Source organism: Spongisporangium articulatum (genome assembly GCF_044465595.1).
Taxonomy (GTDB): domain Bacteria; phylum Actinomycetota; class Actinomycetes; order Actinomycetales; family Kineosporiaceae; genus Spongisporangium; species Spongisporangium articulatum.
The window spans coordinates 23607-49638 of sequence record NZ_JBITLV010000005.1 but is presented as its reverse complement, the minus strand read 5'-3'; the positions used below and the strand labels follow the sequence as shown (position 1 = coordinate 49638).

The following is a 26032-nucleotide window of genomic DNA, read 5'->3' as shown; positions in this document are numbered from 1 at the left end:
GAGGCATGGCCCCCGGCTCCGCGCCTACTGCGCGTTGTTCGGCGGGCACTGCGCGGCGTTCTCGTCGCCCCCCATGGCTCCGCTCTGAAGGGCTCCTCGGCCGTCCGGAGTACTCCGCCGAACAATGCTCGCTACGGCACGGAGCCGGGGGGCCATGCCTTAGTGTGTCCACCAAATGGACGGTCAGGCACCCGAGGCGAAAGGCCCGGAGAGGCTGCCTGCCGACGTGGCGGTCAGCATCGTGCTGTGCGTGCTGAACGAGCAGAAGCACGTCGAGCAGGCGGTTCAGCATGCCCTCGACCAGGACCACCCGGGCGACCTGGAGCTGGTCATCGCGCTCGGCCCGTCGAAGGACCGCACCGACGCGATCGTCGCCGAGCTGGCCGAGACCGACAAGCGGGTCAGCTGGGTCCGCAACCCCGACCCGGCCGGCAGCACCCCCGCCGGGCTGAACGCGGCCATCGCCGCGACGAAGGCCCCCGTCGTCTGCCGCATCGACGGCCACGCGCTCCTCCCGCGCGACTACGTGCGCACCGCCGTCGAGACGATGCGGGCCACCGGCGCCGACAACGTCGGCGGCGTGATGGCCGCCGAGGGTGTCACGCCGTTCGAGCAGGCCGTCGCCCGGGCCATGACCAGCCGCTTCGGCGTCGGCAACGCCAGCTTCCACACCGGCGGCGAGGCCGGCCCCGCCGACACCGTCTACCTCGGCGTGTTCCGACGCAGCGCACTCGACCGGGTCGGCGGCTACGACGAGAGTTTCCTGCGCGCGCAGGACTGGGAGATGAACCTGCGCATCCGGCGCAGCGGGGGCCAGGTCTGGTTCCAGCCCAAGCTGCGGGTCTCGTACCGGCCGCGCTCGACCATGAAGGCCCTGTCCCGCCAGTACTTCCACTACGGCCGCTGGCGTCGCGTGGTGATGCGCCGGCACGAGGGCACCGTGAACCTGCGCTACCTGGCGCCGCCGCTGGCGCTGACGGGCGTGGTCGCCGGGACGGTGGCCGCGTTGGCCGGGTTCCGGCCCGCCGCCGTCCTGCCCATCGGGTACGCCGCCACGGTGCTGCTCGCCTCGGCCGTCGAGGGCCGGGGGCTGCCGGCCAAGGCCCGCGCCTGGTTGCCGGTGACCACCGCGACGATGCACCTCACGTGGGGGGCCGGGTTCCTGTCCAGCCCGCGCAAACTGGCCGAACCCACTACTCCGGGGCCGGGTTCCAGCCACTCGGGGCCGAAGGTCGTCCCCAGTCGCTGAGCAGTTCCGCGAACCGCCGTCCGTCCACCCGCCAGTCCAGGTCGCGCACGGCCGCGGCCCGCCCGGCCGCACCCAGTTCCGTGCGGCGCCGCGCGTCGCCCCGCAGGCCCAGCACCGCCTCGACCGCCGCCGTCGGGTCACCGAACGGGACGACGAGCCCGCTGCCGTAGCGGCGCACCAGGTCCGCCGAGGCCGGGTTGGGCGTGGTCACGACGGGGACCCCGAGCGCCATGTACTCCATCACCTTGGTCGGCCGGGACCGGGCGTAGTTCGGCTGGTCGTGCAGCATGGCCAGCCCGGCCAGCGCCCCCCGCAGCATCGGCAGCGCGGCCCGGTTCGGCACGAACCCGTGATGGGTGACCCAGCCCCGGTCGTGGGCCTGCGCGAGGTCGTCCCGCACGTCGGCGTCGGCCGGTCCGATCAGCTCGACCTGCACCTCCCCGTCGCTTCGCCCGCTCAGCAACCGGCCGAGCTCGATCATCTCCCGCACCCCGCGCGCGGCGGTCAGCCGGCCCAGGTACACGACGCGCCGGTCGCCCGGCGGCGGCGGGTCGTCGTCCGGCACCAGCACGCTGTTGGGCACCACCGGGTGCTCGCGCCGGAACCGGTCGCGGTAGCTCTCCTCGGCCAGCAGCAGGCGGTGGCGGCCCTCCGCCCAGCGCTCGGCCGCCCGCACCGCCCAGCCGGCGGCCGGGCGCAGCGCCGAGGGCACCCAGCGCTTCATCCGCAGCGCGGCGCCGGTGTTCTCGTGCACGTCCCACACCACGGTCGGTCGCGCACCGGGCGCGGCCCGGCGTTGCGCCGGCACGGCGAGCAGCAGCTCCGGGTCGTGCAGCAGGACGACGTCGTGCAGCGGGCCCTCGCGGGCCAGCACCCGCCGGGCCGCCAGCAGGGCCGCGGTCCGGTGCCGCCCGGCGGCGCGAGGCAGGTCGACCGGCTCCACGTCGTCCGGCGGGGTCCGGCCGTAGGCCGTGAAGGGTGCGGCGAACGTGACGCGTGCGCCGGCCTCGAGGAGGCTGGCGAGCTGCCGGTAGCGGATCCGGGCGTCGTCGGGATCGTGGACGACGGTGACGACCAGGATCCGGAGTCTCACGCGGCTCAGCCCGTGAACTCCGTGTAGGCCTCCAGGACCTCGTCGACCGGGCCGTCCATCCGCAGCAGCCCCTCCTCGACCCACAGCACGCGGTTGCAGGTCTTCTGGATCGGCGGCAGGGAGTGGCTGACCAGGAAGACCGTGCCGGCCTTCTCCCGCAGTTCGCGGATGCGCTGCTCGCTGCGCTTCTGGAAACCCTTGTCGCCCACGGCCAGGGCCTCGTCGACCATCAGCACCCGGTGCTCGACGCTGGCGGCGATGGCGAAGCGCAGCCGCGCGGCCATGCCCGAGGAGTACGTCCGCATCGGCAGGTCGAGGAAGCGGGGCTTCAGGCCCGAGAAGGCGACGATGTCGTCGTACTTGCGCAGCACCTCCTCGCGGGACATGCCGAGGGCCAGACCACCGAGGATGACGTTCCGCTCGCCCGAGAGGTCGTTGATGATCGCCGCGTTGACGCCCAGCAGGGTGGGGTTGTCCTCGGCGTAGATGGCGCCCTGGTTCGCCGGGATGAGACCGGCGATCGCCTTGAGCAGGGTCGACTTGCCGGACCCGTTGCTGCCGACCACGCCGATCGCGTCGCCCTCGTAGGCGGTGAAGCTGATGCCCCGCACGGCGTGGACGTACTCGGCCCGGCGCATCGACGGGGAACGCCGCTTCAGCAGGCCGTGGCCGCCGGCGGAGTCGCCCGCGTTCGCCTTCCGGCCGGTCGCATAGACCTTGTACGTGATGTGCACGTCGTCGACGATCACGGTCGGCTTCCGCGGCGGCTGCACCGGGCTGGGCACGGCGTCGGAACGGGTGTCAGTCACGGCCGTACAACCCCTCGGCGCGCCAGAAGAAGTAGAAGCCCACCACGAACACGACCACACCGTAGACGACGCCCAGCTGCCACTGCAGCGCCGTGGCGTGCACACCCCTCATGTGGCGGTCCTGGCTGAGCAGCGCGTCGCGGGCCAGGGTCAGGTAGACGTTCAGCGGGTTGGCGGTCAGCACCTGGCTGAGGATCTTGCCCAGGGTGCTCGCGTCGGGGCCCGTCTTGCCGTACCGCTCGGCGACGACGAAGAAGATGCCGCTGGTGTAGAAGAGCAGCCGGTTCACGAACGGGATGATCTGGGTGATGTCGCGGATGTGGACCGTGAGCCGCGCCGCGACGAAGGCCACGCCCGAGCAGAACAGGGTCATCATCAGGTAGACGGGGATGATCAGGAGCCAGCGGTAGGTGATCGGCTCGCCGGACACGACGATCACCAGGAACATCACCACCAGTTGCGCGCCCAGGGTCATCAGCTGCTGGATGACCACCGACAGCGGCAGCACGGCGCGCGGGAAGTGCAGCGTGCGAACCAGCCCCCGGTTCTTGGCGATCGACTTGGCGCCCTCCACGAAGCACCCGGTGAAGAACCCGAAGGTGAAGATGCCGACGGTCAGGAACGACAGGAAGTGGTCCGGCCGGGTGCTGCTCCGGCTCTTGACCAGGAGGCCGAACACCAGCCAGTAGACGCCGATGTTGATCAGGGGCAGCAGGAGCACCCAGAGGATGCCGAGCTGGTACTCCTCGTTCTGGGCCCGGAACCGGGACCTCGCCAGCGCCAGGGTGAAGTGCCGGCGGTCCCACAGCTGGGCCAGGTACCCGCCGACGCCGGGGCGACCGCCGAGCTTGGGCAGGCCGTAGCGCGCGGCGAGGGTTGCCGCCGGGGTCTGCTCGAGGTCCGTCACAGTCGCTCCACAGTCGCAGATGGTCGCATCACGCCACGAGTGTCCAGCACGAGGGGGGCCTGGTGGGCCACCGCGTCCAGGTCGTAACCGCGATGGTGCTGCAGCAGCACGGTCACGTCCGACTTGGCCACGGCCTCCTCCAGGCGGTCGGCGCGTTCGGCGCCGGCCTCGTCACCCAGCGGCCAGTGGGTGACGAACGGATCGTGCCAGGTCACGTGGGCGCCCTTGGCCAGCAGTTCCAGCGCGATCGGCAGGGCGGGGCTCTCCCGCTGGTCGCTGACGTCGGCCTTGTACGTGACGCCGAGCAGCAGCACGCGTGACCCCCGCAAGGGCTTGGCCGCCTCGTTGAGCAGGTCGGCGACCCGGCGCACCACGTAGCCCGGCATCCCGTGGTTGATCTCCTGCGCCAGCTCGACGAACCGGAACGGGTACCCGAGCGCGGCCCGGACCCGGTGGGACAGGTAGTTCGGGTCGATCGGGATGCAGTGCCCGCCGACCCCCGGGCCGGGCTTGAAGGCCTGGAAGCCGAACGGTTTGGTCGACGCCGCGGAGATCACGTCCCACAGGTCGATGTCGAGCTCGTGGCAGAACCGCGCCATCTCGTTGACCAACGCGATGTTCACGTGCCGGTACGTGTTCTCCAGCAGCTTCGCCATCTCGGCCTCCCGCGCCCCCCGGGTGCGGACCACCTCGTCGACCAGCTGCCCGTACAGCGCCACCGCCCGGTCGGCGCAGGCCTCGGTGACGCCGCCCACCACCTTGGGCGTGTTCCGGAACCCGAACTCCCGGTTGCCCGGGTCGATCCGCTCGGGGGAGAAGGCCAGGAAGAGGTCGCGGCCGACGACCCGCCCGTCGCGTTCCAGGACCGGGCGGACCACCTCGTCGGTGGTCCCGGGGTAGGTCGTCGACTCCAGGACGACGAGCGTCCCCTCGCGCACGGACGTCGCCACCCGCTCGGCGGCGGCCAGCACCGCGGTCAGGTCGGGGCCGCCACTCTCCGACAACGGGGTCGGCACGCAGATGACCACGGCGGCCGCCCGGCTCAGCGCCTGCGCCGCGGCGTCGTCGTCCATCCGTTCGGCCCGGAACCCGGCCTCGAGCATCGCGGCGACGGCCGCGTCGTCCAGGTCGTCGACGTGGGAACGGCCCGCGTTCAGGCCCGTGACGACCTCGGGTGAGATGTCCAGCCCGACCACCGACAGCCCGGCCCGGCACGCCTCCTGCGCCACGGGCAGGCCGACGTAGCCCAACCCGATGAGGGCGAGGTCGAGCGGCACGGGCGCGGAGTCCTTCCGTGGGCAACTGCTGCGGAAAAGTGTGGCACGAACGGCCCGGGCCGGGGCCGGATCAGACCTCGGGTCGATCTTCGTCCGAACCGGCCGCCCAGCCGAGCCGGGCCCAGGCCTGCGCCCGCTCGCCGACGGGCGCCGCGGTCGGGCGCAACCGGTAGTGCTCCGCCGCGATCCGGGCCCGTTCGGCCACGTAGGCGTCGGACGCCCCCGGCAGCAGGTGCTCGACCCGGCGCTTCTCGAACAGGCCGGGCAGCAGGGCGTCCGTGACCACCAGGTGCTGCGGGTCGACCGGCGGCAGTCGCAGGCCGGTCGTGGGCCGGGCGGGGTCGGGGGCGGGCAGGAGCTGCGGGCTCAGGCTCAGCGGGGCCCCGCGCAGTAAACCGGTGCGTCCCATCCGGGTGGCGACCGAGTCGGGCAGCGCCCGGCCCAGGGTGCGCCGGGCCAGCCGCTGCGCGTTCAGCGCCCCCCACTCGACCCGCTCGGCGGTCTCCACCCGGCCCCCCGCGGCCAGGCCGATCACCGCGCGGGCGGCCTCCGTGGCCCCCGTCGGCGGGGGCAGGTCGCGGCACGCGTCCCGCAACCGGCCGCGGACCCGCTCGTCCAGCAGCCGGTCGAGTGCGGCCTCGAACTCCGTGGGCCGCTCGGGATCGGCCGCCAGGGCCAGGTTCTGGCCCGCCACGACCCGGGCCCGGGTGTCCTGGTCGTCGACCGAGGCGTCGTTGGGTACCAGCAGAGTCGGTACCGCCGACAGCAGCAGCTCGTGCACCACGTTGTAGCCGGACGCGGTGACCGCGGCGTCGAAGGCGGACAGGTACTTCACCAGCGGGTAGACCGAGATCATCACCGGTTCCCCCGGCCGCCGGGTGCCGTGCCCGTCGCCCGCGATCAACGACGACGTGACCGCCACCTGCCAGCCCTCGGCGGCGAACCGCTCGACCGTGCGGCCGTAGGCGGCGTACAGGTCGGAGCGCCGCGTGCTGCCCAGCGTGATCAGCACCGCCGGCCGGTCGGGGTCCAGCCCCAGGGCCTCGCGAGCGGCGGCGCGACCCAACGGGCGCACCAGACCGGCCAGCGTCACGGGACCGACCCGGCGGGCGTCGTCCAGCTCGGCCGTGCGCCCGGCGTCGCCGGAGGAGGCGAGGTCACCGGGCTCGATCACGGCGGCGAACAGCCGCCGGTAGCGCAGGGCGCGGGCCCCCGCGCCGGGCTTCCACATGCCGCGCCGGGACCAGATGAACGGGACGTCGGGCAGCCGGCGCAGGGCGCGCAGCACCCCGTCGTAGGGGTAGACGCCGTCGAACACGAACGCGCTGGCGTTGACCTCCTGGATCAGCGCCATGATGCGTTCGGCCAGGTAGAAGTCCCAGTAGCGGCGCGGCACCTGCCCGCGCAGGGGCCCCGGGGCGAACTCGGCGCGCATGTCGAACTGTCCGGCCACGGCGACCGCGGAGGACATCGAGAAGATCACCGGGTCCATCCCGCCGAGGGAGGCCAGCGCCAGCGCCATCTGCCGGGAGAGGTGGCCCATGCCGCGGCCGTTCGTGGTGGCGAGCACCACCGTGGGCGGTCCGCTGGGCATCTGTCCAACATAGTGCCCGGCCGCGTTCGGGAGAGGCCGGGTCGCGCGATGCGGCAGACTGCTTCGCATGGCGACACCGTCCGGCGGAGTGCTGGGGCGGCTCGGGCGGCTGCTGAGACGGCAGGCGCGAGCCCTGCCCCGGCGGACCCGAACCGCGCGGGCCCTGGCGGTCTCGGTGGCCCAGGGCGAAGCGGCGTCGCTGCTGGCCCGCCGCTCCGGTGAGGAGCGGGCCCTCGAGCTGCTGGCCGCGGCCACCCTGCGCTCGCCGCACGACCTGGCGCTGGCGCGGTCCCGGGCCCAGCTGCTGAACCGGACCGGGCGACTGTCCGAGGCCGTGGCGGAGGCGTCGCGGCTGGCGGTGGCCGGGCCGAAGCCCGGCAACCGGCGGATGCAGCGCTCGCTGCAGGGCCGGCTGGTCGAGACCGACCCGGGCTGGCTGCCCGCGGTGCCCGGGTCGTTCGACGGGGGTGCGCCGGAGCCCGGGCGGGTGCTGTACCTGGCCAAGGAATCGATGCCCCACCGGAACAACGGGTACTGCACCCGCACCCACGAGACGCTGCTGGCGGTGCGCGCGGCCGGGCGGGACCCGGTGGCGGTCACGCTGCCCGGCTTCGGTTCCGGGGCCTCCTCGGTCGTGGACGGCATCGAGTACCGGCACGTGATGCCCGGTGCCGCAGACCTTTTCGGAGCGCTCACGGCCGAGGAGTTCGTGCAGCTGACCACGACCGCCTTCGCCCGGCAGCTGCTCGCGCTGCGGCCCGCGGTGCTGCACGCCGGATCGGGGCACCGCGGGTTCGACCTGGCGCTGCCCGGTCTGGCGCTGGCCCGGTGGGCCGGCTTGCCGTGGATCTACGAGGTCCGCTCGTTCTTCGAGACCACCTGGACCAAGGACGCGCGCTACGCCGAGGGGAGCGAGTACTACCACCGCCGGTTCGCCGCCGAGACCCGGGCGATGCGGGCCGCCGACCTGGTGGTGACGCTGAGCGGGCCGATGCGCGACGAGATCGTGCACGGGCACGGCGTTCGGGAGTCCTCGGTGGTCGTGGTGCCCAACGCCGTGGACCTGGACCGGTTCGTGCCCGTCCCCGCCGCGGGCCGGGATCCGCGGCTGGCGGGCGGTTTCGTGCTCGGGTACGTGTCCAACCTCGACCACCACCGGGAGGGGCAGGAGGTGCTCCTGGACGCCGCCGCCCGGCTTCGGGCCTCGGGTCACGACGTGCGGGTGCTGCTGGTCGGGGACGGACGGCGCCGGGCCGAGCTCGAGGCCCGGGCCCGGGCGCTGGGGCTGGGGTCCGCCACGGTGTTCACGGGGTCGGTGCCGTTCGACGAGGTGCCCGGCTGGTACGCGCAGATCGACCTGTTCGTGGTGCCGCGCGTGCCCGAGCGGGCGGCCCGGATGGTCTCGCCCATGAAGCCTTTCGAGGCCATGGCCATGCGGGTGCCCGTGCTCCTCAGCGATCTGCCGGCCCTGGTCGAGATCGCCGGGGACGACGAGGAGCGGGCCTTCGTGTTCCCCGCGTCGTCCGCCGAGGGACTAGCGGCGAAGGTCGCGGCCCTGATGGCCGCGCCGGAGGCGCTGGCGGCCCGCGTGGACCGGGCCGAGGCCTGGGTGCGCGCCGAGCGGACCTGGGCGGCCAATGGCAAGGCGTTCGACCGGGTCTACGCGCAGGCGGCCGACCGGGCCGCGGAAAGGCTTTCCGGAGTGGGGGATTCGTGCTGACCGTGCTGCCCGGCCGGGACGTGACCGGCGACGCCTGGATCGGGGAGACGTTCGCGGCGGTCTCGCGGGTGCCCGTGGGCTCGCGTGGTCCGGTCGTCTGGCCGTTCACGCCCTACTACTCCGGCAACCCCTTTCAAGCCGTGCTGTACGGCGGGTTCGCGGACCGGTCGATGGTCGCGGCCCCGGCGTTCCGGGTCGGCGACCTGCTCCGCGGCACCGACGGCTGGCCCGCCGACCTGCCGCTCGTCGTCCACCTGCACTGGCTGAACCAGGTGCTCGCGGGGGCGTCCTCGGCGGCGGCGGCCGGTGCGGCGGTCGACGAGCACTCGCGGCTGCTCGACACGTTGACGGCCCGCGGGGCGAAGCTGGTCTGGACCGTGCACAACGCGCTGCCCCACGACACCGCCTTCGAGGCCCAGGAGGTCCGGCTGCGGGAGGAGGTGCTGGCCCGGGCCGACCTGGTGCACGTGATGAGTCCCCTTACGGCGGAACTGGTCTCGCCGTGGTTCACGCTGCCCGCCGACCGGACGTACCGGTGTGACCACCCCGGCTACCAGGGTGTGTACCCCGACTGGGTCTCGGCGCTCGAGGCGCGCTCGCGGCTGCGCATCCCGGAGGGGTCGGTGGCGCTGCTGGTCACGGGCGCGTTGAAGCCGTACAAGGGTCTGCTCGACCTGCTGGACGCCGTGGACGTCGTGAACGCCGCCGCGCCGCAGGGCATCGTGCTGGTCGTGGCCGGCGCGTCCGACGGGGCGCCCGAGACCGAGAGGTTCCTGGCGAGGGCCTACCTGCACCCGGCGGTGCGCGTGCTGCCGGGCAAGGTGGCCGAGTCCGACTTCCAGGTGCTGCTACGCGGCACCGACGTCGTGGCCCTGCCGTACCGGCGGTCGCTGAACTCCGGGGTACTGGCGCTGGCCCTGACGTTCGGGAAACCCGTTCTGCTACCGAGTGGTTCGGGTTCGGCGCCGGTGGTCGCCGCGGACCCGGGCGCGGCGTTCCTGTACGACGCCGAGGCCGGGCCGGAGGCGCTGGTGGCGGCGCTGCGGTCGCTGCTGGGCGCCGACCTGGCCGCGGCGCAGGTGGCGGCGGCCGCGGCGGGGCGGCGCATCGACCGGGCGACGGTGGCGGGCCGGTTCGCCGACGACCTGCGTGGCTGGGCCGACACCGGCCACCTCCCTCGTGATCATGCAGAAGCGCTCCCTGTCGACGAGCCGCCGTCGTGATCGTGCACGTGACCGGCGCCCGGCCGAACTTCCCGAAGGCGGCTCCGGTGATCGCCGCGCTGGCCGCCCGCGGCGTCGAGCAGAGGCTCGTGCACACCGGGCAGCACTACGACGACAAGCTCAGCCGGGTGTTCTTCACCGAGCTGGAGCTGCCCGAACCCGACGTGAACCTCGGCGTCGGGTCCGGCTCGCACGGCACCCAGACCGCGGCCGTGCTGATCGGCCTCGAGGCGCTGTTCGAGCGCGAGAAGCCTTCCTTGGTCGTGGTGTACGGCGACGTGAACTCGACGCTGGCGGCGGCGTTGGCGGCCGTGAAGCTGGGCATCCCGGTGGCGCACGTCGAGGCCGGGCTGCGCAGCTTCGACGACACCATGCCCGAGGAGATCAACCGCCGGCTGACCGACCAGATCTGCGAGCTGCTGTTCGTGACCAGCGCCGACGCGGTGGCGCACCTGACCCGGGAGGGCGTGGCGACGTCCCGCGTGCACCTGGTCGGCAACCCGATGATCGACACGCTGCTCCGGCACCTGTCCGCCCTCGACGCGCGGGCCCTGCGGGCCTCGCGGCCGGAGCTGGCCGGGCGGTTCGCGGTGGCCACGCTGCACCGGCCGTCCAACGTCGACGACCCGGCGACCGCCGCGCGGCTCGTCGAGGTGCTGCGCGGGGTCGCCGAGCGGCTGCCCGTCGTCATCCCGGTGCACCCGCGGGGGCGGGCGGCGCTGGCCGCGGCGGGCCTGGAGTCGCCGGGCATCGTGGTGGTCGAGCCGCTGCCCTACACGACGTTCCTCGGGCTGGTCGCGGAATCGGCCGTGGTGGTGACCGATTCGGGCGGCGTGCAGGAGGAGACCACGGTGCTCGGGGTGCCGTGCCTGACCATGCGGCCCAACACCGAACGTCCGGTCACGATCACGCACGGGACCAACCGGCTGGTCACCCCCGAGTCGGTCCTGTCCGCGCTCGACGAGGTGCTGGCCGCGCCCGCCGCGCCGCGCCCGGCCCCCGAGCCCGCCCGGCCCCCGTTGTGGGACGGCGCCGCGGGCGAGCGCATCGCCGACGTCATCGTCGACTGGCTGTCCGCACGTAATCCGTGATCATGCACAAACGCAGTACTTCAGCGGTGATCATGCGCAAACGCATTATGCGTTTGCGCATGATCACGGGGTCGAGGATGCGTTTGCGCATGATCACGGCGGGGGTGCGTCATTCACAGGCGGCCAGCGCGCGCCGTTGACTCTCTGCAAGGTACGGTGACTGTCCGTACTGACGTGGTTTGAGTTGATCATGAACAGGGTGGTGGCGTGCTGTCTCGGCGCAGGACTCCGGTCGTCGTTCTCGGGCTCTCGCTGGTGGTCGGAGGACTGGCCGCCCCCGCGGTCGCCCAGCCGAGCCCGAACACCGAGGTCCCGTCGTCCCTCACCCACGCGCCGGGCGGCACGAGCGCGCACGCGGTCGACCCGTCGGTCACGTCGCTGGCCATCCGGCCCACGATCACGGCGGCCGCCGCCACGCGCGCGGCGCCCACTGCCACGGTCACCGCCCCGATCGGCAGCCGGACGTTCCAGACGGTCGGCGTCACGTGGAAGCGCGGGTCCGCGTCCGGAGCGGTCGCCGTGCGGGTCCGCACCCACGGTGCGAAGGGCTGGACCGCTTGGCAGCCCCTCGACGTCGACGAGGACACGCTGACCGACGCCGCCGAGAGCTCGAACCGGGCGGCCGACGTCCGCGACGGCACCGCCAGCCTCTACGTCGGGCCGAGCGACGGCGCCCAGGCCGAGGTCACGCTGAACACCGCCAAGGCGAAGCGGTTCCCGAGCGATCTGCAGTTCGAACTGGTCGACGGCGGCACGTCCGGTCACGACGCCGACGCCTCCGCCGACACCACCCTCTCCGCGCTGGCCGCGAGCTCGGGGGTCGCCAAGCCGAAGGTCTACAGCCGGGCCGAGTGGGGCGCCGACGAGAAGCTGGTCAAGGACAGCCCGACGTACATGAGCACGGTGAGAGCCGCGGTGCTGCATCACACCGCGGGACCGAACGGGTACAGCAAGGCCGAGGTGCCCTCGATCATCCGCGGTGACTACGCCTACCACGTGAAGACCCGGGGCTGGACTGACATCGGCTACAACGCGCTCATCGACCGCTTCGGGCGCATCTGGGAGGGCCGGGCCGGCGGCCTCGACAAGAACGTGATGGGCGCCCATGCGGGCGGTTTCAACACCGACACGTTCGGCGTGGCCGCGATCGGCAGCTACCAGTACGCACATCCGTCGAACGCCCTGATCACCAGCGCGGGCAAGCTGTTCGCCTGGAAGCTCGACCTGAACCACCGCAACCCCCGGGGGACGACGAGACTCACCTCCTCGGGCGGCGGCACCGCCCGGTACCGGGCCGGGACGACCCACACCTTCAACACGATCAGCGGGCACCGGAACACCGGCTACACCGAATGCCCGGGTGGAAACCTCTACGCGAAGCTCGGTTCCGTGCGGAAGGTCGCCTACGACGCGGTGAAGGCGGAGCTGATCGACCCGGGCCTCTCCGTGAACTCGGTCGCCACGGGCAAGGGGGCGAGCGTCACCGCCACGGCCCTGCGCGCCCAGTCGTGGAAGTTGACGGTCACGGCGCCGTGCGGCGCCGGCACGGTCGACACGGTGACCGGAAAGACCTCGGCCGGTAAGAAGATCACCGCCACGTGGGACGGGAAGACGTCGGGCGGCGCGGTCGCCCCCGCGGGCCGGTACACGCTCACGCTCACGTCGTCCTCCAGCCGGGGCGCCGCGCGGCCGGTGACCCGCTCGTTGCTGGTCACCCCGCCGGCCCTTACGCCCGAGACCCCGAACACGCCGCTGACCGGCACCGGGGGTTACGTCCCGCTCAGCACCCCGGTGAAGATCTTCGACTCCACGGCGAGCGGCAAGCAGCCCGCGGGCCCCAACGGCCGCGTCGCGTTCCCGGTGCTCGGCCAGGGCGGCGTGCCCGGCAGCGGCGTGAGCGCCGTCGTCCTGAACCTGACCGCGACCTGCGTCAGCGACGACACGTCGCTGACCGTCTGGCCGACCGGCGGCCCCCGCAGCAGCCTGGCCCTCCAAGGGGCGAACGCGGGCACCACCCGCTCGGCGCTGGTGACGGTGCCGGTCGGCGCCACCGGCCAGGTCAGCGTCGGCAACCTGACCGGCGTCACCCAACTGCGCGCCGACGTCGTCGGCTACTACGCCGTCGGCGGAGGCGCTCCGCTGCGGGCGGTCACCGCCACGCGCATCTACTCCTCGGGCGCCGACCCGCTGGACGACGACGAGACCCGCACCGTCACGCTGCCCGCCACCGTCGGCGGCGTGGCCAGCAGTGCGGTGAGCGCCGTCCTGGTCGACGTCGGCGGCTCGACCACCGACGCCCAGGGCCGCGGCACGCTGACCGCCCACAAGGTCGGCACCTCACCCGTGCGCGGCACCCAGTTCAGCGGGAAGTGGGCCGACAACCTGGCCGTCGTCCCCGTCGTGAACGGGCAGTTCGCGCTGACCGCCACCGGCGGTCCGGTCAACGCCTACCTCGACCTGGAGGGCGTCGTCGTCAGCCCGGCCACCGGCGGCCAGCGGCTGACCAGCCTCACCCCCAAGCGTCTGCTCAGCGCGAACGTCCCTGCCCGAGCCACCCGAAAGGTCGTCGTGACCGGCGGTACCACCGGGGTCCCGGCGAACGCGACCGCTGTCCTGGTGCAGGTGAGCGGCGTGGCTCCCGCCAAGAACACCACGCTGCGGGCCTACGGGTTCGGGGCCGCCGACCCGGGTGCGGTGGTGGGCGTCCGGCTGCCGAAGGGGCAGACCCGCGGCAACCTCGCGCTGGTCCCGGTGGGGAGCGGGGCGATCACGGTCGCGGCGTCCAGCGGCGGGGTCGACGCTCGGGTGGACGTGTACGGCTACCTGTCCTGAACGACCACGGGTGGTTCGGTCCGCGCGGCGGCCGCGTACTCGTGGATCTTCCGTGACGAGGCCCGCCACCCGACGACCCGCTCCTCGTGCTGCAGCGGCCCCCGGATCAGGAACCGGCGGCCCGGGCCGAAGACCTCGATGGTCCACGGCCGGCGCAGCGCGATCCGGGCCAGGACGGCCAGCGGCAGCAGGGCCAGCAGCAGGCCCAGCTCGAGCAGCAGACCGGCGAAGACGACGAGGAACGGCAGCACCAGGATCGTCACGATCACCAGCAGGACGACGCCGATCACCGCGCTGATCGGGTCGTCGCCCAGGTCCACGCTCGGCAGGTCGATGCCGTAGTCCGGAACGTCCCGGATCCGGCGCCGCCAGGGCAACCAACGTCGACGGATCCGCCACGTCCGGCCGGCGGGGTCGACTGCGTGCATCCGGACATGATGCATGCCCCGACCGGGCTATTGCGGCCGAACCCGAAAGCCCGGAACCGGCTTCAGCGGTGCACCCGGGTGGCCGAGGACAGGGTTGCAGCAAGCCGCCGGGCGAGCGTCACCCGCACGGGTGCGCCGGCGGGTCCCGGATCACCGGACGTGATTCCGGCGTGCTCCGCGCGCCGGTCTCTAGGCCAGCCGGAGCACGGAACCACGGACGATCTTGTCCGGTTCCGGGCCCCGCCGACGGGAGTTCCATGGGCCGTTGCGTTCCGCGCCGGCCCGCCGCGTGCCAGGACGGTGCGGGGGACCCGACGTGAGGAGCTCGACCGAATGATCCGCCCCAGCTTCACCGGCCTGCTCACGGCCGCCGTCCTGGCCACCACGGCCGGGGCCGCGATCAGCGCGCCGAGCGATTCTGCGGACGCTTCCACCGCGCTGAACCCGGCCGTCGCCGTGGCGAACAGCTGCCCCTCGGCGGGCGGCGCCAAGGTCGCCGACGCGGCCGACCCGAGCGGTGCGATCAAGATCTACGGCCACGGATGGGGCCACGGCATGGGGATGAGCCAGTACGGCGCGCAGGGGGCCGCCAAGCTCGGCTGCGGCTACCGGACCATCCTCGCCACGTACTACAGGAACACCGACCTGGTCTCGAAGTCGATGAGCACGAGCGTCACGCTCTCGCTCGCCTCGTCGTCGAAGCGCTCCACGGTGCTGGCCGAGAACGGTCCGGTCACCTGGCTCGCCGACCGCACCGCCGTCCAGCCGAAGGGCTCGACGTGGACCGTCACGCCCACGGTGAGCAACGGCGTGCGCGGCATCGCCGTGACCGACGCCGCCGACGCCGTCCAGCTGTTCGCCCCGACCGGCAGCCTGCTGCGGGCCCGCACCGGCGGAACCGTCGTCCGGGTGAAGGCCACCGGCAGCGGCTCGGGCCTGCGCACGAGCTGGGGCACCACGCGCTTCACCGGCACCGGGTCCGGTATCAAGGTCAGCCACGTGATCGGCAGCAGCAGCAAGCTCACCGCGGTGCAGAAGTACCTGTACGGCCTGGGCGAGGTCCCGGCCGGCTGGCCGGTCGAGGCGCTGAAGGCGCAGGTCGTCGCGGCCCGCACGTACCTGGCCTCGAAGTACAGCAGCGACCGCAACTCGTACGTGCTCAGTACCGGCACGGCCGACCAGGTGTACCTCGGCTACGACCGCGAGGCCGCCGATGCCCGCCTCGGCGGCAAGTGGAAGGCGGCCGTGAACGCCACCGCCGGCCAGGTGCTGGTCGACGGGAGCGGTCGGATCATCTCGGCGATGTACTCGTCCTCGATGGGCGGGCACACCGAGAACCGGCAGTACGTCTACGGCCGCTACGGGATCAGTTACCTGAAGGCCGTCGACGACTCCCGCTGGGACAACGCCTCCGACAACCCGTACCGCAAGTGGGCCGTCGGCTTCAGCAGGGCGACCTTCGCGAGCAAGCTCGGCTTCACGTCGGTCACGACGTGGAAGGTGGCCGAGCGCGGCGACGACAAGCGCCTCGACGGCATCACCGTGACCGGCGTGAAGGGCGGCAGGACCGTCACCGTGCACTTCACCGGCAGCGAGGCCCGCGGCAAGCTCGGGCTGCGCTCGCCCGGGTTCGTGTTCGGCGGGACGACGTCCGACGGCGAGACCGGCAACGGCTGACCTCAGCTCGTGATCATGCAGAAACCTCGCGCCGGAGGAAGCGGACGTGAGGTTTCTGCATGATCACCGCAGGGTGGGTCAGAGCTGGGTGCTCCTGCTGATCTGGCCCACGGAGGCGACCGTGGTGCCGTCGGCCTTCGGCACCGTCGCCGTGAGGGTCGTGGAGTTGCAGCTCAGGGTGACCGCCTCGACCGCGCTGCCGTTGGCGTCCGCGCGCTGCGCCAGATCGCTGATCACGCAGTTCTCGAGCTTGTACTGGGCGATGCGGGTGGCCGCCCCCGCGCCGGCGCGGGAGCTGACCGACACCTCGACGGCGGGCAGCCGCAGGCCCTTGCCGGCGGCAGCGACCAACGAGGTGCTGCCCTGACCGAACGGTCGGGTGATCTTGAGGTTCTGCGCACCGATCCGGGCGTTGGCGGAGCCCACGGAGGTACTCGCGTTCGTGAGGGGCGCGACCCAGTCGAAGCCCTGCACGGCGAACGTGGAGCCCGTGTCACCGGCCAGGGCGCCCGTGGTGGCGCGGATCGTCATGGTGATGTCGCTGGTGGGCGTCGGGGCGGCGTCGGCCCCGGAGGTCATCAGCACCGACGCCCCGGCGACCCCGGTGACGAGCAGTGCGGCGGCCGGCAGCAGACGGCGCGAGCGGGTGGATCGGACGGCGGCGTCCATCGGAACTCCCTGGCGTCAGGCCCGCCACCTTCGCCGGCGGGTCACGAGGTCGCCGAGGCTAGGAAGGGCGCCCATGAACCCATAAGAGTGATCACCTGGTACTGCTGTGAGCAGCAGGTCACGCTCCGTGCGAGTCAGTCGAGCGCGAGCACCTCGGTCACGCCCTCCTGCCCGATCAGATGCTGCAACGCCTCGGGGTCGAGGCCGGCCAGGTCGTGGTGCAGCACCACCGACCCGCCGGTGAGCAGCGGTTCCAGATAAGCCTGCACCGCGTACTCGGGCCCCGCTCCGGACAGTTGGCGCACCGCCCCGGCCGTCGGTACTCCGGTCGGCCGGTCGAGCAGCCGACCGTACGGCAGCGTGATCGCGTGCCCGCCACCCCCGGTCACGCTGAACGCGGGGGAGTCGGGCCCCGGGCGCTCGGTCGGCCCCAGGACGTCGGGCTGCAGCCGCACCTCGGTGGCCGCGTCGATCACTCCCGGGAGCAGTTCGCCGCCGTAGCGGGTGGCCAGTGCGGGCAGGGCCACCGCCACGACGGCGCCGGCCACCACCTGCGGCGGCGCGGCCACGTGGGTGGTGACCACCGCGTCCAGCCGGTCCACGCCGTCCGGGACCAGCGCCTCGGCCGGGACGACGGCGTGCGCGCCGACCGTCCACACCGACAGCAGCCAGACGACGCTGCGCCAGTGCACGGGCAGGTCGATGCCGATCGTCGTCCCCGGCCCCGCCTCGAGCTCCTCGACCAGCAGGTTCGACGTCTTCGAGACCCAGTTGAGCAGGGTCTTCGCCGACAGTTCGACGCGCTCGTGGTCGGGCCCGTACCAGGTCACCCGGGGCCGGCCCGGGTCCTCGGCCAGGAGGTTCTGGAACAGTCCGCGTACGTCGCTGATCTGGGGCGCCACCCGCACGAGGCTACTGCGGTCGCTAGCCTCTCTCGGCGTGGCGGACGTCCAGATCGAAGAGCTGAACAGCGGGGACGGCGTCCGCCCGCCTCGGGCGGGGAATCTCGCCGGGGCGGTGCTCGCCCGGGGCGGGGTGGCGCTGGCCGGCGTCGTCGTCCTCATCGATCTGCTCGCGGCGGTGCTGGTGCCGGTCCACGGGTGGCGGCCGCCGTTGGTCGTACCGCTGGTGCTGCTGCTCGTCGCGTTCTCGGCTCCGCTCGTACGCCGCGTACCCGCGGTCGCCGTGCCGAGTTGGACGACGCTCGCCTGCGTCGCGATCGCCGTCGGCCACGGGGTGTGGGCGGGGTTGACCCACGCGGAGCACGTCGTGCTGCGCCGTGACGCCGGCTCCTACGCGCTGTACACCCAGTGGATCTCGACCCACCACGGTCTCCAGATCCCCTCCCAGCTGGACGCTTTCGGTGGGGCGGCCGCGCTGGCCGACCCGGCCTTCCGGCTCGGCAGCCCGGCCTTCTTCCAGGTCACGACGGGTGGCGGCGCCGAGATCGTGCCGCAGTTCTTCCTCGGCGCCCCCGCGGTCTACTCGCTCGGCTGGTGGACGACGGGTGGGTTCGCCGGAGTCTTCGTGATGCCCGCGATCGCCTCCGCCGCAGCGCTTCTGGCCCTCGCCGGGCTGGCCGCGCGACTGGTCGGCCCCCGCTGGGCGGTGCTGGCGACGGCCGCCCTGGCGATCTGCCAGCCGATGCTGCACGCCGCGCGCTCCACGTACTCGGAACCCGTGGCGCTACTCGTCGTCGCGGCCGCCGCCGCGCTGCTCGTCGACGCCACGCGGGCCACCGGTCGTGCGGCGGTGTCGCTCGGCTGGGCGGCGGGTCTCGGGTTCGGGTTCGCCGGCCTGATCCGGGTCGACGCGCTGCGCGAGGTGTCGCTGTTGCTGCCCGTCTGCGCGGTGCTCGCGCTGCGGAAACACCCGGCGGCCCGGCCGATCGCGTTCGGGGCGTTGTTCGGGACCGCGATCGCCGTCGTGCCGGCGGTGCTGCTGTCGCGGCCGTACCTGGGCAACATCGGGGGCAGTCTGGTGCCCTTGGTCGGACTGACCGTGGTGCTCGGCGCCGGGGCCTGGGTCGCGGCCCGGTGGGGGACGGCGATCGGCCGCCGGCTGCCGACCATCGCCCGACTGCCCGAGCTGACCGCCGGACTCGTACTGCTGGTCGGAGTCGTCCTGGCCGCGCGCCCGCTGTTCATGACCGTTCACCAGAGCGCGGCCGACCCGGGCTCGAAAGTGGTTGCGGGGCTGCAACTCCGGCAAGGGCTGACGGTCGACGGGGGGCGCACCTACGCCGAACACTCGGTGCAGTGGCTCAGCTGGTACGTCGGCCCGCTCGTGCTGGTCGCGGCGCTGCTGACCTTCGCCGGGTTGGCCGGGCTGTCCGTCCGTTGGTGGCGTTCGGACGAGACCGAGGTGCCCGGCTGGCTCGGCCCGGCCGTCGTGGCGCTCGGCTCGATCGTGCTCACCCTGTACCGGCCGGGCATCACCCCCGACCATCCGTGGGCCGACCGGCGGATGGTCCCGATCGTCTTCCCGGCCGTGATCATCGCCGCCGTGGCCTTCCTGGCCTGGCTGGTGCGCCGGATGCGGACCGGCCCCGCGCTCAAGGTGACCGTCGCGACCGTGGGGGCGGTCGCCGTCCTGCTGCCCACGTGGGCGGCGACGGCCCCGGTGGCGGGCGCCGCCGGCCGCACCGAGGTGGGGGAAGTGGCTGCAGCGCAGAAGGTGTGCGCGCAGCTCGACCCGTCCCTCGACGCGGTCGTCGCGCTCGACGCGCGCTCGGCCAACGAGTGGCCGCAGCTGATCCGCGGCCTGTGCGGCGTGCCCGCGAGCTCGGTGAAGATCGCCGACCCCGACCGGGGCGCCGACGCCGTGCGCGGGATCGTCGCGCGGATCACCGAGGCCGACCGGCGTCCGGTGCTGATCGCCGCCCAGGACGAGGGCCGCACCTTGATGAAGCAGGTCGACGTCTCGCAGGAGCCGCAGGTCGTCGCCGACCTGGCCACCCGCGAGGACCAGCGCTACCTCGAACGCCGCCCCGACGGCACCGACCCGCTGGGCGTCCAGCTCTGGATGATCCGGCTCTGATGCGCGTCATCCACAGCCTCCCCATCGACCGTCGGATCGCGGGCTGGCGCGAGTAGCCTGGGCCGCATGTCGATGGCCCTGCCCCTGCCGCAGCCCGAGCAGAACCCGCGGGCGATTCGCGAGGCGCTCTTGCCGGACGACCGGGTGGCCTTCGACGCGCAGTACCGGCGGTTGATGCGTCAGGCCACAGACACTCTTGATCTCAATCCTGTCCTGCAGATGCTCGAGCAGTGGCGCGTTGTCGCCTGGTCGAGCCAGGACCCGGCGGCGCACCGGCGCATGCTCGACACGGTTCAGCGTCTGGACGCGGGCGAAGACGTACCTACCGAGGCGTGGCCTGACACGAAGAGGCGTCTGGGTCTCTAAGACTCAGCACGGAGTGGGGTGTGTTCTCGGTAGAAGCGACCGAGGAAGTCCTCGCGACACTGGAGGGCGCTTCCACGTGCGGCTCTGGTCTCGTACGCTGAAGTGTTGACGGTTCTCGAAACCACGCCTCTGAGTGGGCGTTTGACCAGTCCCGACAAGCCGTGGGCCAACTTCAGGGCCATGCCCTTCGGGGCTGGCTGGGCCGGAATGGTCATCTACTTCGTGCTGGAGGATCAGCGACGGGTGGTCGTCGTCCGGGTGTTGTGGGCGGGGTGAGCCCGCTCTTGCCGTTACGAAGCAGATGCTTTCCGGGCCCGGTAGGCGGCGACGTTCAGGCGGTTGCCGCAGTTGCCCGTGTCGCAGAACCGACGGGACCGGTTGCGGGACAGGTCGACCAGCACGGCCTCGCAGTCGGGGGCTTCGCAGATGCGCAGGCGTTGCAGGTCGTCGGCCCGGATCAGGTCGGCCACGGCCATCGCCGCCTCGGCGCCCATCTGCTCGGCCAGCGGCTGGGTGGGGTCGGTGACGTGCAGGTGCCAGTCCCACTCGTCGTGACGCGACAGGTAGGGCCGGGCGTTCGTCGCGCGCAGCAGGTCGTTCACGACGGCGACGGCCGCGTCCTTGTCGGCCGCCGTCCAGAGGGCGTGCACGCGCGGACGCATGGCCCGCACCTCGCGCAGCTCGCGGTCGTCCCCGTCGATGCGGGCCGAGTAGGGGTACTCCGTCAGGAAGGCGTCGAGCCCGGCACGCGTGGCCAGCGGGTCGTGATCGTCCCGTTCGGCGGAGACCAGCGTGTTCACCAGGGCTGCCGCGGCCACCAGGGCGACCTCGGTGTCATGAGCGTAAGCCACGTTGACTCCTGACCTGGCGCGCCACTACCGTCATGAGCGTTCAGTGTAATGACTCGTGACAAGGAGCGTGGCCGATGAACCCGCAGGCGCTGGCCGGGCTGTGGATCGCGCTCACCTCCGCGGCCGCCTTCGGCTTCTCCGGCCCGATGGCCAAGGCCATGCTCGAGGCCGGCTGGTCACCCGGCGCGACCGTCCTGGTGCGCATCGGGGCGGCCGCGCTGGTCCTGGCCGTGCCCGCCGTCCGGCAGCTGCGCAGCCGCCCCCGCATGTCGCCCGCCGCGCTGCGCACCCTCGTGCTGTTCGGGGCGTTCGCCGTGGCCGGCGTGCAGCTGGCCTTCTTCAACGCCGTGCAGACGCTGGACGTCGGGGTCGCCCTGCTCCTGGAGTACCTCGGCACCGTGCTGGTCGTCGGCTACGTCTGGGCCCGCACCCGGAAACGCCCGTCGGCCGCGGTGGGCCTCGGGGTCGCCCTGTCGCTCGCCGGGCTGGTGTTCGTGCTCGACCTGACCGGCGCCACCATGCCCGACCCGGTCGGGGTCGGCTGGGGCCTGCTGGCCGCCGTCGGCCTGGCCGCCTACTTCGTGATCGGCGGGCAGGCGGACGACGACCTCCCACCGTTCGTGCTGGCCGCCGGTGGTCTCGGCGTCGGGGCCGTCACGCTGGGGCTTGCCGGGCTGGTCGGCGCGGTCGACCTGACCTTCACCACCCACCGGACGACGCTGGCCGGCTGGGGCGTGCCGTGGTGGCTCCCGCTCACGATCCTCGTGCTGGTCCCGACCGTGCTGGCCTACGTGACCGGGGTGGCGGCGTCCGGCCGGCTCGGCGCCCGGCTGGCCTCGGTGACCGGGCTGACCGAGGTGCTGTTCGCCGTCCTGGCCTCCTGGGCCCTGCTCGACCAGTGGCCCGGCCCGATGCAGCTGATCGGCGGCGTGCTGATCGTCGCCGGGGTGGTCGTGATCCGGCGCTACGAGAGCTCAGAGCAGGCGCATCCCGAGAGTCTTGGCGGCATGCTGGTCGAAGGTGACCGTCTCGGAGCACCCGGCCTCGCGAGCCAGCAGGTGAATGACCGCGTCGGCGAAGTCCGCGCCTGACCGGTCGCACTGATCGAGCGCTGCCCGCGCGAGCGACGAATTCTGGATGACCAGTTCTGAGACGTCGAGGAGACTCCGGACGACGTTCCGGACGGCGCGCGCCGGGTAGCGGAACGTGCGGCGAAGCACCCAGACCGTCTCCACCAGCACGACCAGACTGACGAAGGCGGGTTCCTCAGGCGTCCGCCGCGACATGAAGGCGGTCGCACGTTCACCCTGCTCGGCATCGTCCTGGACGAGGAAGCGGACGAGGACGTTGGTGTCGAGGGCGATCACTCCGCGTCGAGCCCAGACTCGCCGTAGACGGCGCCCTCGGCTATCCCCTCTTCCATCTGCGCCAGGGTCACCGGTTCCGCGGGCGCGGGAAGGATGCCGCGCAGGCTCATGATGCTCCGGGTCACGGGGACGATCTCGATGACCCCGTCCTCGCGCTCCACGAAGTTCACCCGTGACCCCCGCTTCAGGCCCAGCTTCTTGCGTACGTCAGCAGGAATCGTGACCTGACCCTTGCTCGTGACCGTGGCCCAGCTCATCGCCCCACCCTCCGTCGATTCCTTACCTCAGGGTAAGGCAGACCGGGATGCGGCTCAATCAGGGCGAGTTGGGTAGCCTCACCCGCACCATGACCAGCGCACCGTTCAACGACCCCGCCCCGTTCGGCCAGCCGGCACCTGCCCCGGGGCCCGCCCCGGTGGCCGCTCCGGTGAGCCCGTACGAGCCCACGCAGCCGGTGGCCTACGAGCAGCCCGTGGCCTACCAGCAGCCGGTCGCTCACGAGCAGCCCCAGCCCCCCGCCGAGCCGCAGCCGCGCAAGGTCGTGGCGACCGTCGTCCTGCCCTGCTACAACGAGCAGGACCACGTCCTGGCCGAGCTGGAGCGCATCACGGCCGCGCTCGACGCCTCGCGCATCCCGTACGAGATCCTGGCCATCGACGACGCCAGCACCGACGGCACGCTCGCCGTGCTGCAGCAGGCGGCCAAGGTGATGCCGAACCTCGAGGTGCTGGCGTTCCGGCGCAACGGCGGGTCGGGCACCGCCCGGCGGATCGGCACGCTGCGGGCGCGGGGCGAGATCGTGGTCTGGACCGACGCGGACATGACCTACCCCAACGAGCGCATCCCCGAGCTGGTCCAGATGCTGCTCGAGGACCCGAGCTACGACCAGGTGGTGGGCGCCCGGCTGACGGAGGAGGGCACCCACAAGTGGCTGCGGGTGCCGGCCAAGTGGCTGATCCGCAAGATCGCCGAGCGGCTGTCCAACCAGAAGATCCCCGACCTGAACTCAGGGCTGCGGGCCTTCCGGCGCAGCGTGTCGCTGCCCTACCTGCGGCTGCTGCCCCCCGGCTTCTCCTGCGTCACCACGATCACGCTGGCCTTCCTCTCCAACCAGCACGACATCCGCTACGTGCCGATCGACTACGCGAAGCGGGCCGGGACGTCGAAGTTCCACTTCGTACGCGATGCCTACCGCTACATCCTCCAGGTGCTGCGGATGGTCATGTACTTCGACCCGCTCAAGGTGCTCATGCCGATCGCCCTGTGGCTGCTGGTGATCGGGGGGGTCAAGGCCGTCGTCGACCAGTTCCGGCACCTGTTCTACCTGCCGGCGAACACCGTGCTGCTGGTGATGGCGGCCCTGCTGATCGGCAGCATGGCCCTGCTGGCCGACCTGATCGTGCGCTCGCGCGGGGACTCGGCGCTCGACCCGGGCGTCCAGGTGATGGCCGGGCGGCCCGCCGAGTAGGCGGCCAACCCCGTGCGCATCGCCCTCGTCGGTCCGACCCACCCGTTCAAGGGTGGGGTGGCCGCCCACACCACGGAGACGGCCCGGCACCTGGCCGACGCCGGGCACGACGTCGTGCTCGTGTCCTGGTCGCGGATGTACCCGCAGGCCCTCTACCCGGGCGACCCGGTCGTCCCCGGCGAACAGCCCGACCTCCCGCCCTTCTCGCCCGTGGAGCGGCCGCTGCGCTGGGACCGGCCCTGGTCGTGGTGGTCGACGGGCACATCGCTGCACACCTTCGACCTGGTCGTACTGGTCGTCGTCGTGCCGGTGCAGGTCCCGGCCCTGCTGACCGTGGCGGCCGGCGCCCGCCGGGGGCGCACGACCGGGGTGGCGCACATCGTGCCCACCAACCACCGGCCCGCGGTGGCCGCGATCGTGCACAACGTCGTCCCGCACGAGACGCACCCGGGGGGCGAGTGGCTGATGAACCGGTTGCTGCGCTCGATGGACGGCGTGCTGGTGCACTCTCCGGAACAGGCCTCGCTGGCCCGCGCGCACGGGGCGCGCTCGGTGCTCACCGAACCGCTGCCCCCGCACCTGCCCGGCGGCCTGCCGCACCCCGCCGGTCGAGCTGCCGCGGCCGCCCGCCCGCCCCGGGCCGACGCACCGCTGCGCGTGCTCGCGCTCGGAATGGTGCGCGAGTACAAGGGTTTCGACCTCCTGCTCGAGGCTGCGGACGGCGTCCCGGACGTCCTCGTGACCGTGGCGGGGGAGCAGTGGGGGGCGGCCGGGGAACGCCTGCGCGAGCTGGCCGCGGACCCGCGCCTGGACGGGCGGGTGAGCCTGCGCGCGGGGTACGTGCCGGGGGTCGAGGTACCGGAACTGCTGGCCGCGCACGACGTCCTGGCCCTGCCGTACCGGCACGCGACCGCCTCGCAGAACGCCTTCCTCGGGCACGCGCACGGCCTGCCCGTGCTGGCGACCACGGTCGGCACGTTCGCCGACGACGTCCGCGACGGGGTGGACGGGCTGCTCGTCCCGCCCGGTGACGTGCCGGCGCTGCGCGCGGCGCTGACCGAGCTGGCCGCGCCCGGCCGGCTGGACGCGCTGCGCGCCGGGTTGCCCGAGGTGGACGTCGAGAAGCCCTGGGAGAGATACGTCCAGGCGGTCACGGAGCTGGGGGTCGCGCGGTGAAGGGACTGATGGCCCTGGCCGGGCGCGGCCTCGCCGTGAGCCGGACCCGGGCGTTCCGGGTCGGTTTCGGTCTGCTGCTCGTCGCGCTCGCGGTGTGGGCGGTGGTGTCGGAACGGCAGGCGGTCACCGACGCGGCGGCCAAGCTGTCGCCGGGCTGGCTCGCGCTGGCCTTCCTGGCCACCCTGATGAACGTCGCGCTGGCCGGGATGGTCTGGCGCACCCTGCTTTCCGACCTCGGCTCGCGACTGCCGCTGCCCGTGGCCGGCCGCATCTTCTTCGTCGGTCAGCTCGGCAAGTACCTACCGGGCAGCGTCTGGCCGGTCGTGATGCAGACGGAACTCGGTCGCGACCACAAGGTCCCGCGGGCCCGGACCGCGACGGCCACCGTCGTGGCCATGCTCCTGTCGGTGGCCAGCGCGCTGATCGTCGTGCTGATCGCCCTCCCGCTGGCGCCCAAGGCGCTCCCCGACGGGTTCGGCTGGGCGGTGCTGCTCGTCGTCCCCCTGGTCGTGGTGCTGCACCCGGCGGTCCTGGCCCGGGGCGTGAACCTGGCCCTGCGCCTCGTCGGTCGCGAACCCCTGCAGCAGCGGACGACGGTCGGCGGCACCCTGGCCGCCACGGCCTGGGCGATCGGCTCGTGGACCGGTGCGGGGCTGCAGGTCTGGTGCCTGGCCATCCCGCTGGGAGCGCCCGCCGACCTGCGCAACGCCGTCCTGTTGATCGGCGGCTACGCGCTGGCCTGGGCGGTCGGCTTCGTGGTGATCATCGCACCGGCCGGGGCCGGGGCCCGCGAGGTGGCGTTGGCCGCGGTGCTCGCCCAGGTGGTCGACCGCGGATCGGTGGTGGTCGTCGTCCTGCTGTCGCGCGTGCTGTTCACGGTCGCCGACCTCGGGGCCGCCGGTCTCGGGGTGCTCGCCGCCCGGCGGCACGGTGACCGGCCCGCCGACGCGCTCCAGTCCTGACCTCCCTCCGGCCGGCGGCACCGTCCGGTTGGGCCCGGTTCGGCACGGGCGGTTCGGGCGAAGCTGTGTCACCCGTTCTGGCCACCCGTGCGTGAGACATGATCTTCTGAGCGCGTACACATTCTGTGTGTGGCCATAGAGTCCCCTCTACCGGCGCCGAATCTCTCTGCGCCCTGAGTTGGGGGGATGCCATGGCGGCAAGTCCAGGTCGAGGAAAGTCTCTGCACCGCAAGG

Annotated in this window: 23 protein-coding genes; 12 read left to right on the top strand and 11 right to left on the bottom strand. The window is 72.8% G+C overall.

Features of this window, described 5'->3' with window-relative positions; genetic code table 11:
* Positions 1-175: 175 nt before the first annotated feature.
* Entirely contained in the window at positions 176-1249 is a 1074-nt protein-coding gene (locus tag ACIB24_RS15270; RefSeq protein WP_398282054.1) for a glycosyltransferase family 2 protein, read from the top strand.
* Here ACIB24_RS15270 and ACIB24_RS15265 read toward each other — a convergent pair.
* From ACIB24_RS15265 to ACIB24_RS15245, 5 genes are all read right to left on the bottom strand, one after another.
* Positions 1194-2342 (bottom strand): glycosyltransferase family 4 protein, encoded by a 1149-nt coding sequence (locus tag ACIB24_RS15265; protein ID WP_398282051.1) that lies wholly within the window; start codon positions 2340-2342, stop codon positions 1194-1196. The two genes, ACIB24_RS15270 and ACIB24_RS15265, sit on opposite strands and share 56 nt — an antisense overlap.
* A 5-nt stretch (positions 2343-2347) precedes the next feature.
* Complete coding sequence (locus tag ACIB24_RS15260) at positions 2348-3151, bottom strand: ABC transporter ATP-binding protein (protein WP_398282048.1); 804 nt, start codon at positions 3149-3151, stop codon at positions 2348-2350.
* The gene (locus tag ACIB24_RS15255; protein ID WP_398282045.1) at positions 3144-4058 is read right to left on the bottom strand and encodes an ABC transporter permease; all 915 of its coding nucleotides are present in this window, start codon (positions 4056-4058) and stop codon (positions 3144-3146) included. Before ACIB24_RS15255 ends, ACIB24_RS15260 begins: the two co-directional genes overlap by 8 nt.
* Positions 4055-5335 carry a nucleotide sugar dehydrogenase gene (locus ACIB24_RS15250; protein ID WP_398282042.1) on the bottom strand — a complete coding sequence of 427 codons (1281 nt, stop codon included), beginning with the start codon at positions 5333-5335 and terminating at the stop codon, positions 4055-4057. Before ACIB24_RS15250 ends, ACIB24_RS15255 begins: the two co-directional genes overlap by 4 nt.
* A gap of 70 nt (positions 5336-5405) precedes the next feature.
* Entirely contained in the window at positions 5406-6929 is a 1524-nt protein-coding gene (locus ACIB24_RS15245) for a glycosyltransferase (RefSeq protein WP_398282040.1), read from the bottom strand.
* Positions 6930-6996: 67 nt separating this feature from the next.
* Between ACIB24_RS15245 and ACIB24_RS15240 the strand changes: the two genes are divergently transcribed.
* From ACIB24_RS15240 to ACIB24_RS15225, 4 genes are all read left to right on the top strand, one after another.
* The gene (locus ACIB24_RS15240) at positions 6997-8649 is read left to right on the top strand and encodes a glycosyltransferase family 4 protein (protein ID WP_398282037.1); all 1653 of its coding nucleotides are present in this window, start codon (positions 6997-6999) and stop codon (positions 8647-8649) included.
* Complete coding sequence (locus ACIB24_RS15235) at positions 8643-9872, top strand: glycosyltransferase (RefSeq protein WP_398282034.1); 1230 nt, start codon at positions 8643-8645, stop codon at positions 9870-9872. Before ACIB24_RS15240 ends, ACIB24_RS15235 begins: the two co-directional genes overlap by 7 nt.
* 2 nt (positions 9873-9874) lie before the next feature.
* Positions 9875-10963 (top strand): non-hydrolyzing UDP-N-acetylglucosamine 2-epimerase, encoded by a 1089-nt coding sequence (wecB, locus tag ACIB24_RS15230; protein ID WP_398282858.1) that lies wholly within the window; start codon positions 9875-9877, stop codon positions 10961-10963.
* A 207-nt stretch (positions 10964-11170) separates the two neighbouring features.
* Positions 11171-13795: an N-acetylmuramoyl-L-alanine amidase gene (locus tag ACIB24_RS15225; protein WP_398282031.1), complete on the top strand. Its 2625-nt coding sequence runs from the start codon at positions 11171-11173 to the stop codon at positions 13793-13795.
* Here the strand turns inward: ACIB24_RS15225 and ACIB24_RS15220 are convergent.
* The gene (locus ACIB24_RS15220) at positions 13783-14223 is read right to left on the bottom strand and encodes a hypothetical protein (protein ID WP_398282028.1); all 441 of its coding nucleotides are present in this window, start codon (positions 14221-14223) and stop codon (positions 13783-13785) included. The genes ACIB24_RS15225 and ACIB24_RS15220 overlap by 13 nt on opposite strands.
* Positions 14224-14556: 333 nt before the next feature.
* On the opposite strand from ACIB24_RS15220, the gene ACIB24_RS15215 reads away from it, so the two are divergent.
* Positions 14557-15900, top strand: coding sequence for a SpoIID/LytB domain-containing protein (locus ACIB24_RS15215; protein ID WP_398282025.1), 1344 nt, complete (start codon positions 14557-14559; stop codon positions 15898-15900).
* 78 nt (positions 15901-15978) lie between these two features.
* Here the strand turns inward: ACIB24_RS15215 and ACIB24_RS15210 are convergent, their stop codons facing one another.
* Positions 15979-16569 carry a type VI secretion system tube protein Hcp gene (locus ACIB24_RS15210; RefSeq protein ID WP_398282022.1) on the bottom strand — a complete coding sequence of 197 codons (591 nt, stop codon included), beginning with the start codon at positions 16567-16569 and terminating at the stop codon, positions 15979-15981.
* 134 nt (positions 16570-16703) lie between these two features.
* Positions 16704-17471 (bottom strand): TIGR03089 family protein, encoded by a 768-nt coding sequence (locus ACIB24_RS15205; protein ID WP_398282020.1) that lies wholly within the window; start codon positions 17469-17471, stop codon positions 16704-16706.
* Positions 17472-17508: 37 nt separating this feature from the next.
* Here ACIB24_RS15205 and ACIB24_RS15200 point away from each other — a divergent pair, with 37 nt between their 5' ends.
* Positions 17509-19608 (top strand): hypothetical protein, encoded by a 2100-nt coding sequence (locus ACIB24_RS15200; protein WP_398282017.1) that lies wholly within the window; start codon positions 17509-17511, stop codon positions 19606-19608.
* A 66-nt stretch (positions 19609-19674) separates the two neighbouring features.
* The gene (locus ACIB24_RS15195) at positions 19675-19974 is read left to right on the top strand and encodes a DUF6247 family protein (RefSeq protein WP_398282014.1); all 300 of its coding nucleotides are present in this window, start codon (positions 19675-19677) and stop codon (positions 19972-19974) included.
* Between the two features lie 290 nt (positions 19975-20264).
* Here the strand turns inward: ACIB24_RS15195 and ACIB24_RS15190 are convergent, their stop codons facing one another.
* The gene (locus ACIB24_RS15190; protein WP_398282011.1) at positions 20265-20825 is read right to left on the bottom strand and encodes a CGNR zinc finger domain-containing protein; all 561 of its coding nucleotides are present in this window, start codon (positions 20823-20825) and stop codon (positions 20265-20267) included.
* Positions 20826-20899: 74 nt separating this feature from the next.
* Here ACIB24_RS15190 and ACIB24_RS15185 point away from each other — a divergent pair, with 74 nt between their 5' ends.
* Entirely contained in the window at positions 20900-21916 is a 1017-nt protein-coding gene (locus ACIB24_RS15185) for an EamA family transporter (protein WP_398282008.1), read from the top strand.
* On the opposite strand, the gene ACIB24_RS15180 is transcribed toward ACIB24_RS15185, so the two are convergent.
* On the bottom strand, positions 21800-22192 hold the full coding sequence (locus ACIB24_RS15180; RefSeq protein WP_398282005.1) for a PIN domain-containing protein: 393 nt from the start codon (positions 22190-22192) through the stop codon (positions 21800-21802). The two genes, ACIB24_RS15185 and ACIB24_RS15180, sit on opposite strands and share 117 nt — an antisense overlap.
* Positions 22189-22449, bottom strand: coding sequence for an AbrB/MazE/SpoVT family DNA-binding domain-containing protein (locus ACIB24_RS15175; protein ID WP_398282002.1), 261 nt, complete (start codon positions 22447-22449; stop codon positions 22189-22191). Before ACIB24_RS15175 ends, ACIB24_RS15180 begins: the two co-directional genes overlap by 4 nt.
* Positions 22450-22538: 89 nt before the next feature.
* Between ACIB24_RS15175 and ACIB24_RS15170 the strand changes: the two genes are divergently transcribed.
* Genes ACIB24_RS15170 through ACIB24_RS15160 form a run of 3 tightly spaced genes read left to right on the top strand, consistent with a single transcriptional unit; the run spans position 22539 to position 25798 of the window.
* The gene (locus ACIB24_RS15170) at positions 22539-23660 is read left to right on the top strand and encodes a glycosyltransferase family 2 protein (protein WP_398282000.1); all 1122 of its coding nucleotides are present in this window, start codon (positions 22539-22541) and stop codon (positions 23658-23660) included.
* A gap of 12 nt (positions 23661-23672) precedes the next feature.
* On the top strand, positions 23673-24836 hold the full coding sequence (locus tag ACIB24_RS15165; protein ID WP_398281997.1) for a glycosyltransferase family 4 protein: 1164 nt from the start codon (positions 23673-23675) through the stop codon (positions 24834-24836).
* A complete protein-coding gene (locus ACIB24_RS15160; RefSeq protein WP_398281994.1) occupies positions 24833-25798 on the top strand; it encodes a lysylphosphatidylglycerol synthase domain-containing protein in 966 nt (321 codons plus the stop codon). The genes ACIB24_RS15165 and ACIB24_RS15160 overlap by 4 nt, the downstream gene beginning before the upstream one ends.
* Positions 25799-26032 lie beyond the last annotated feature (234 nt).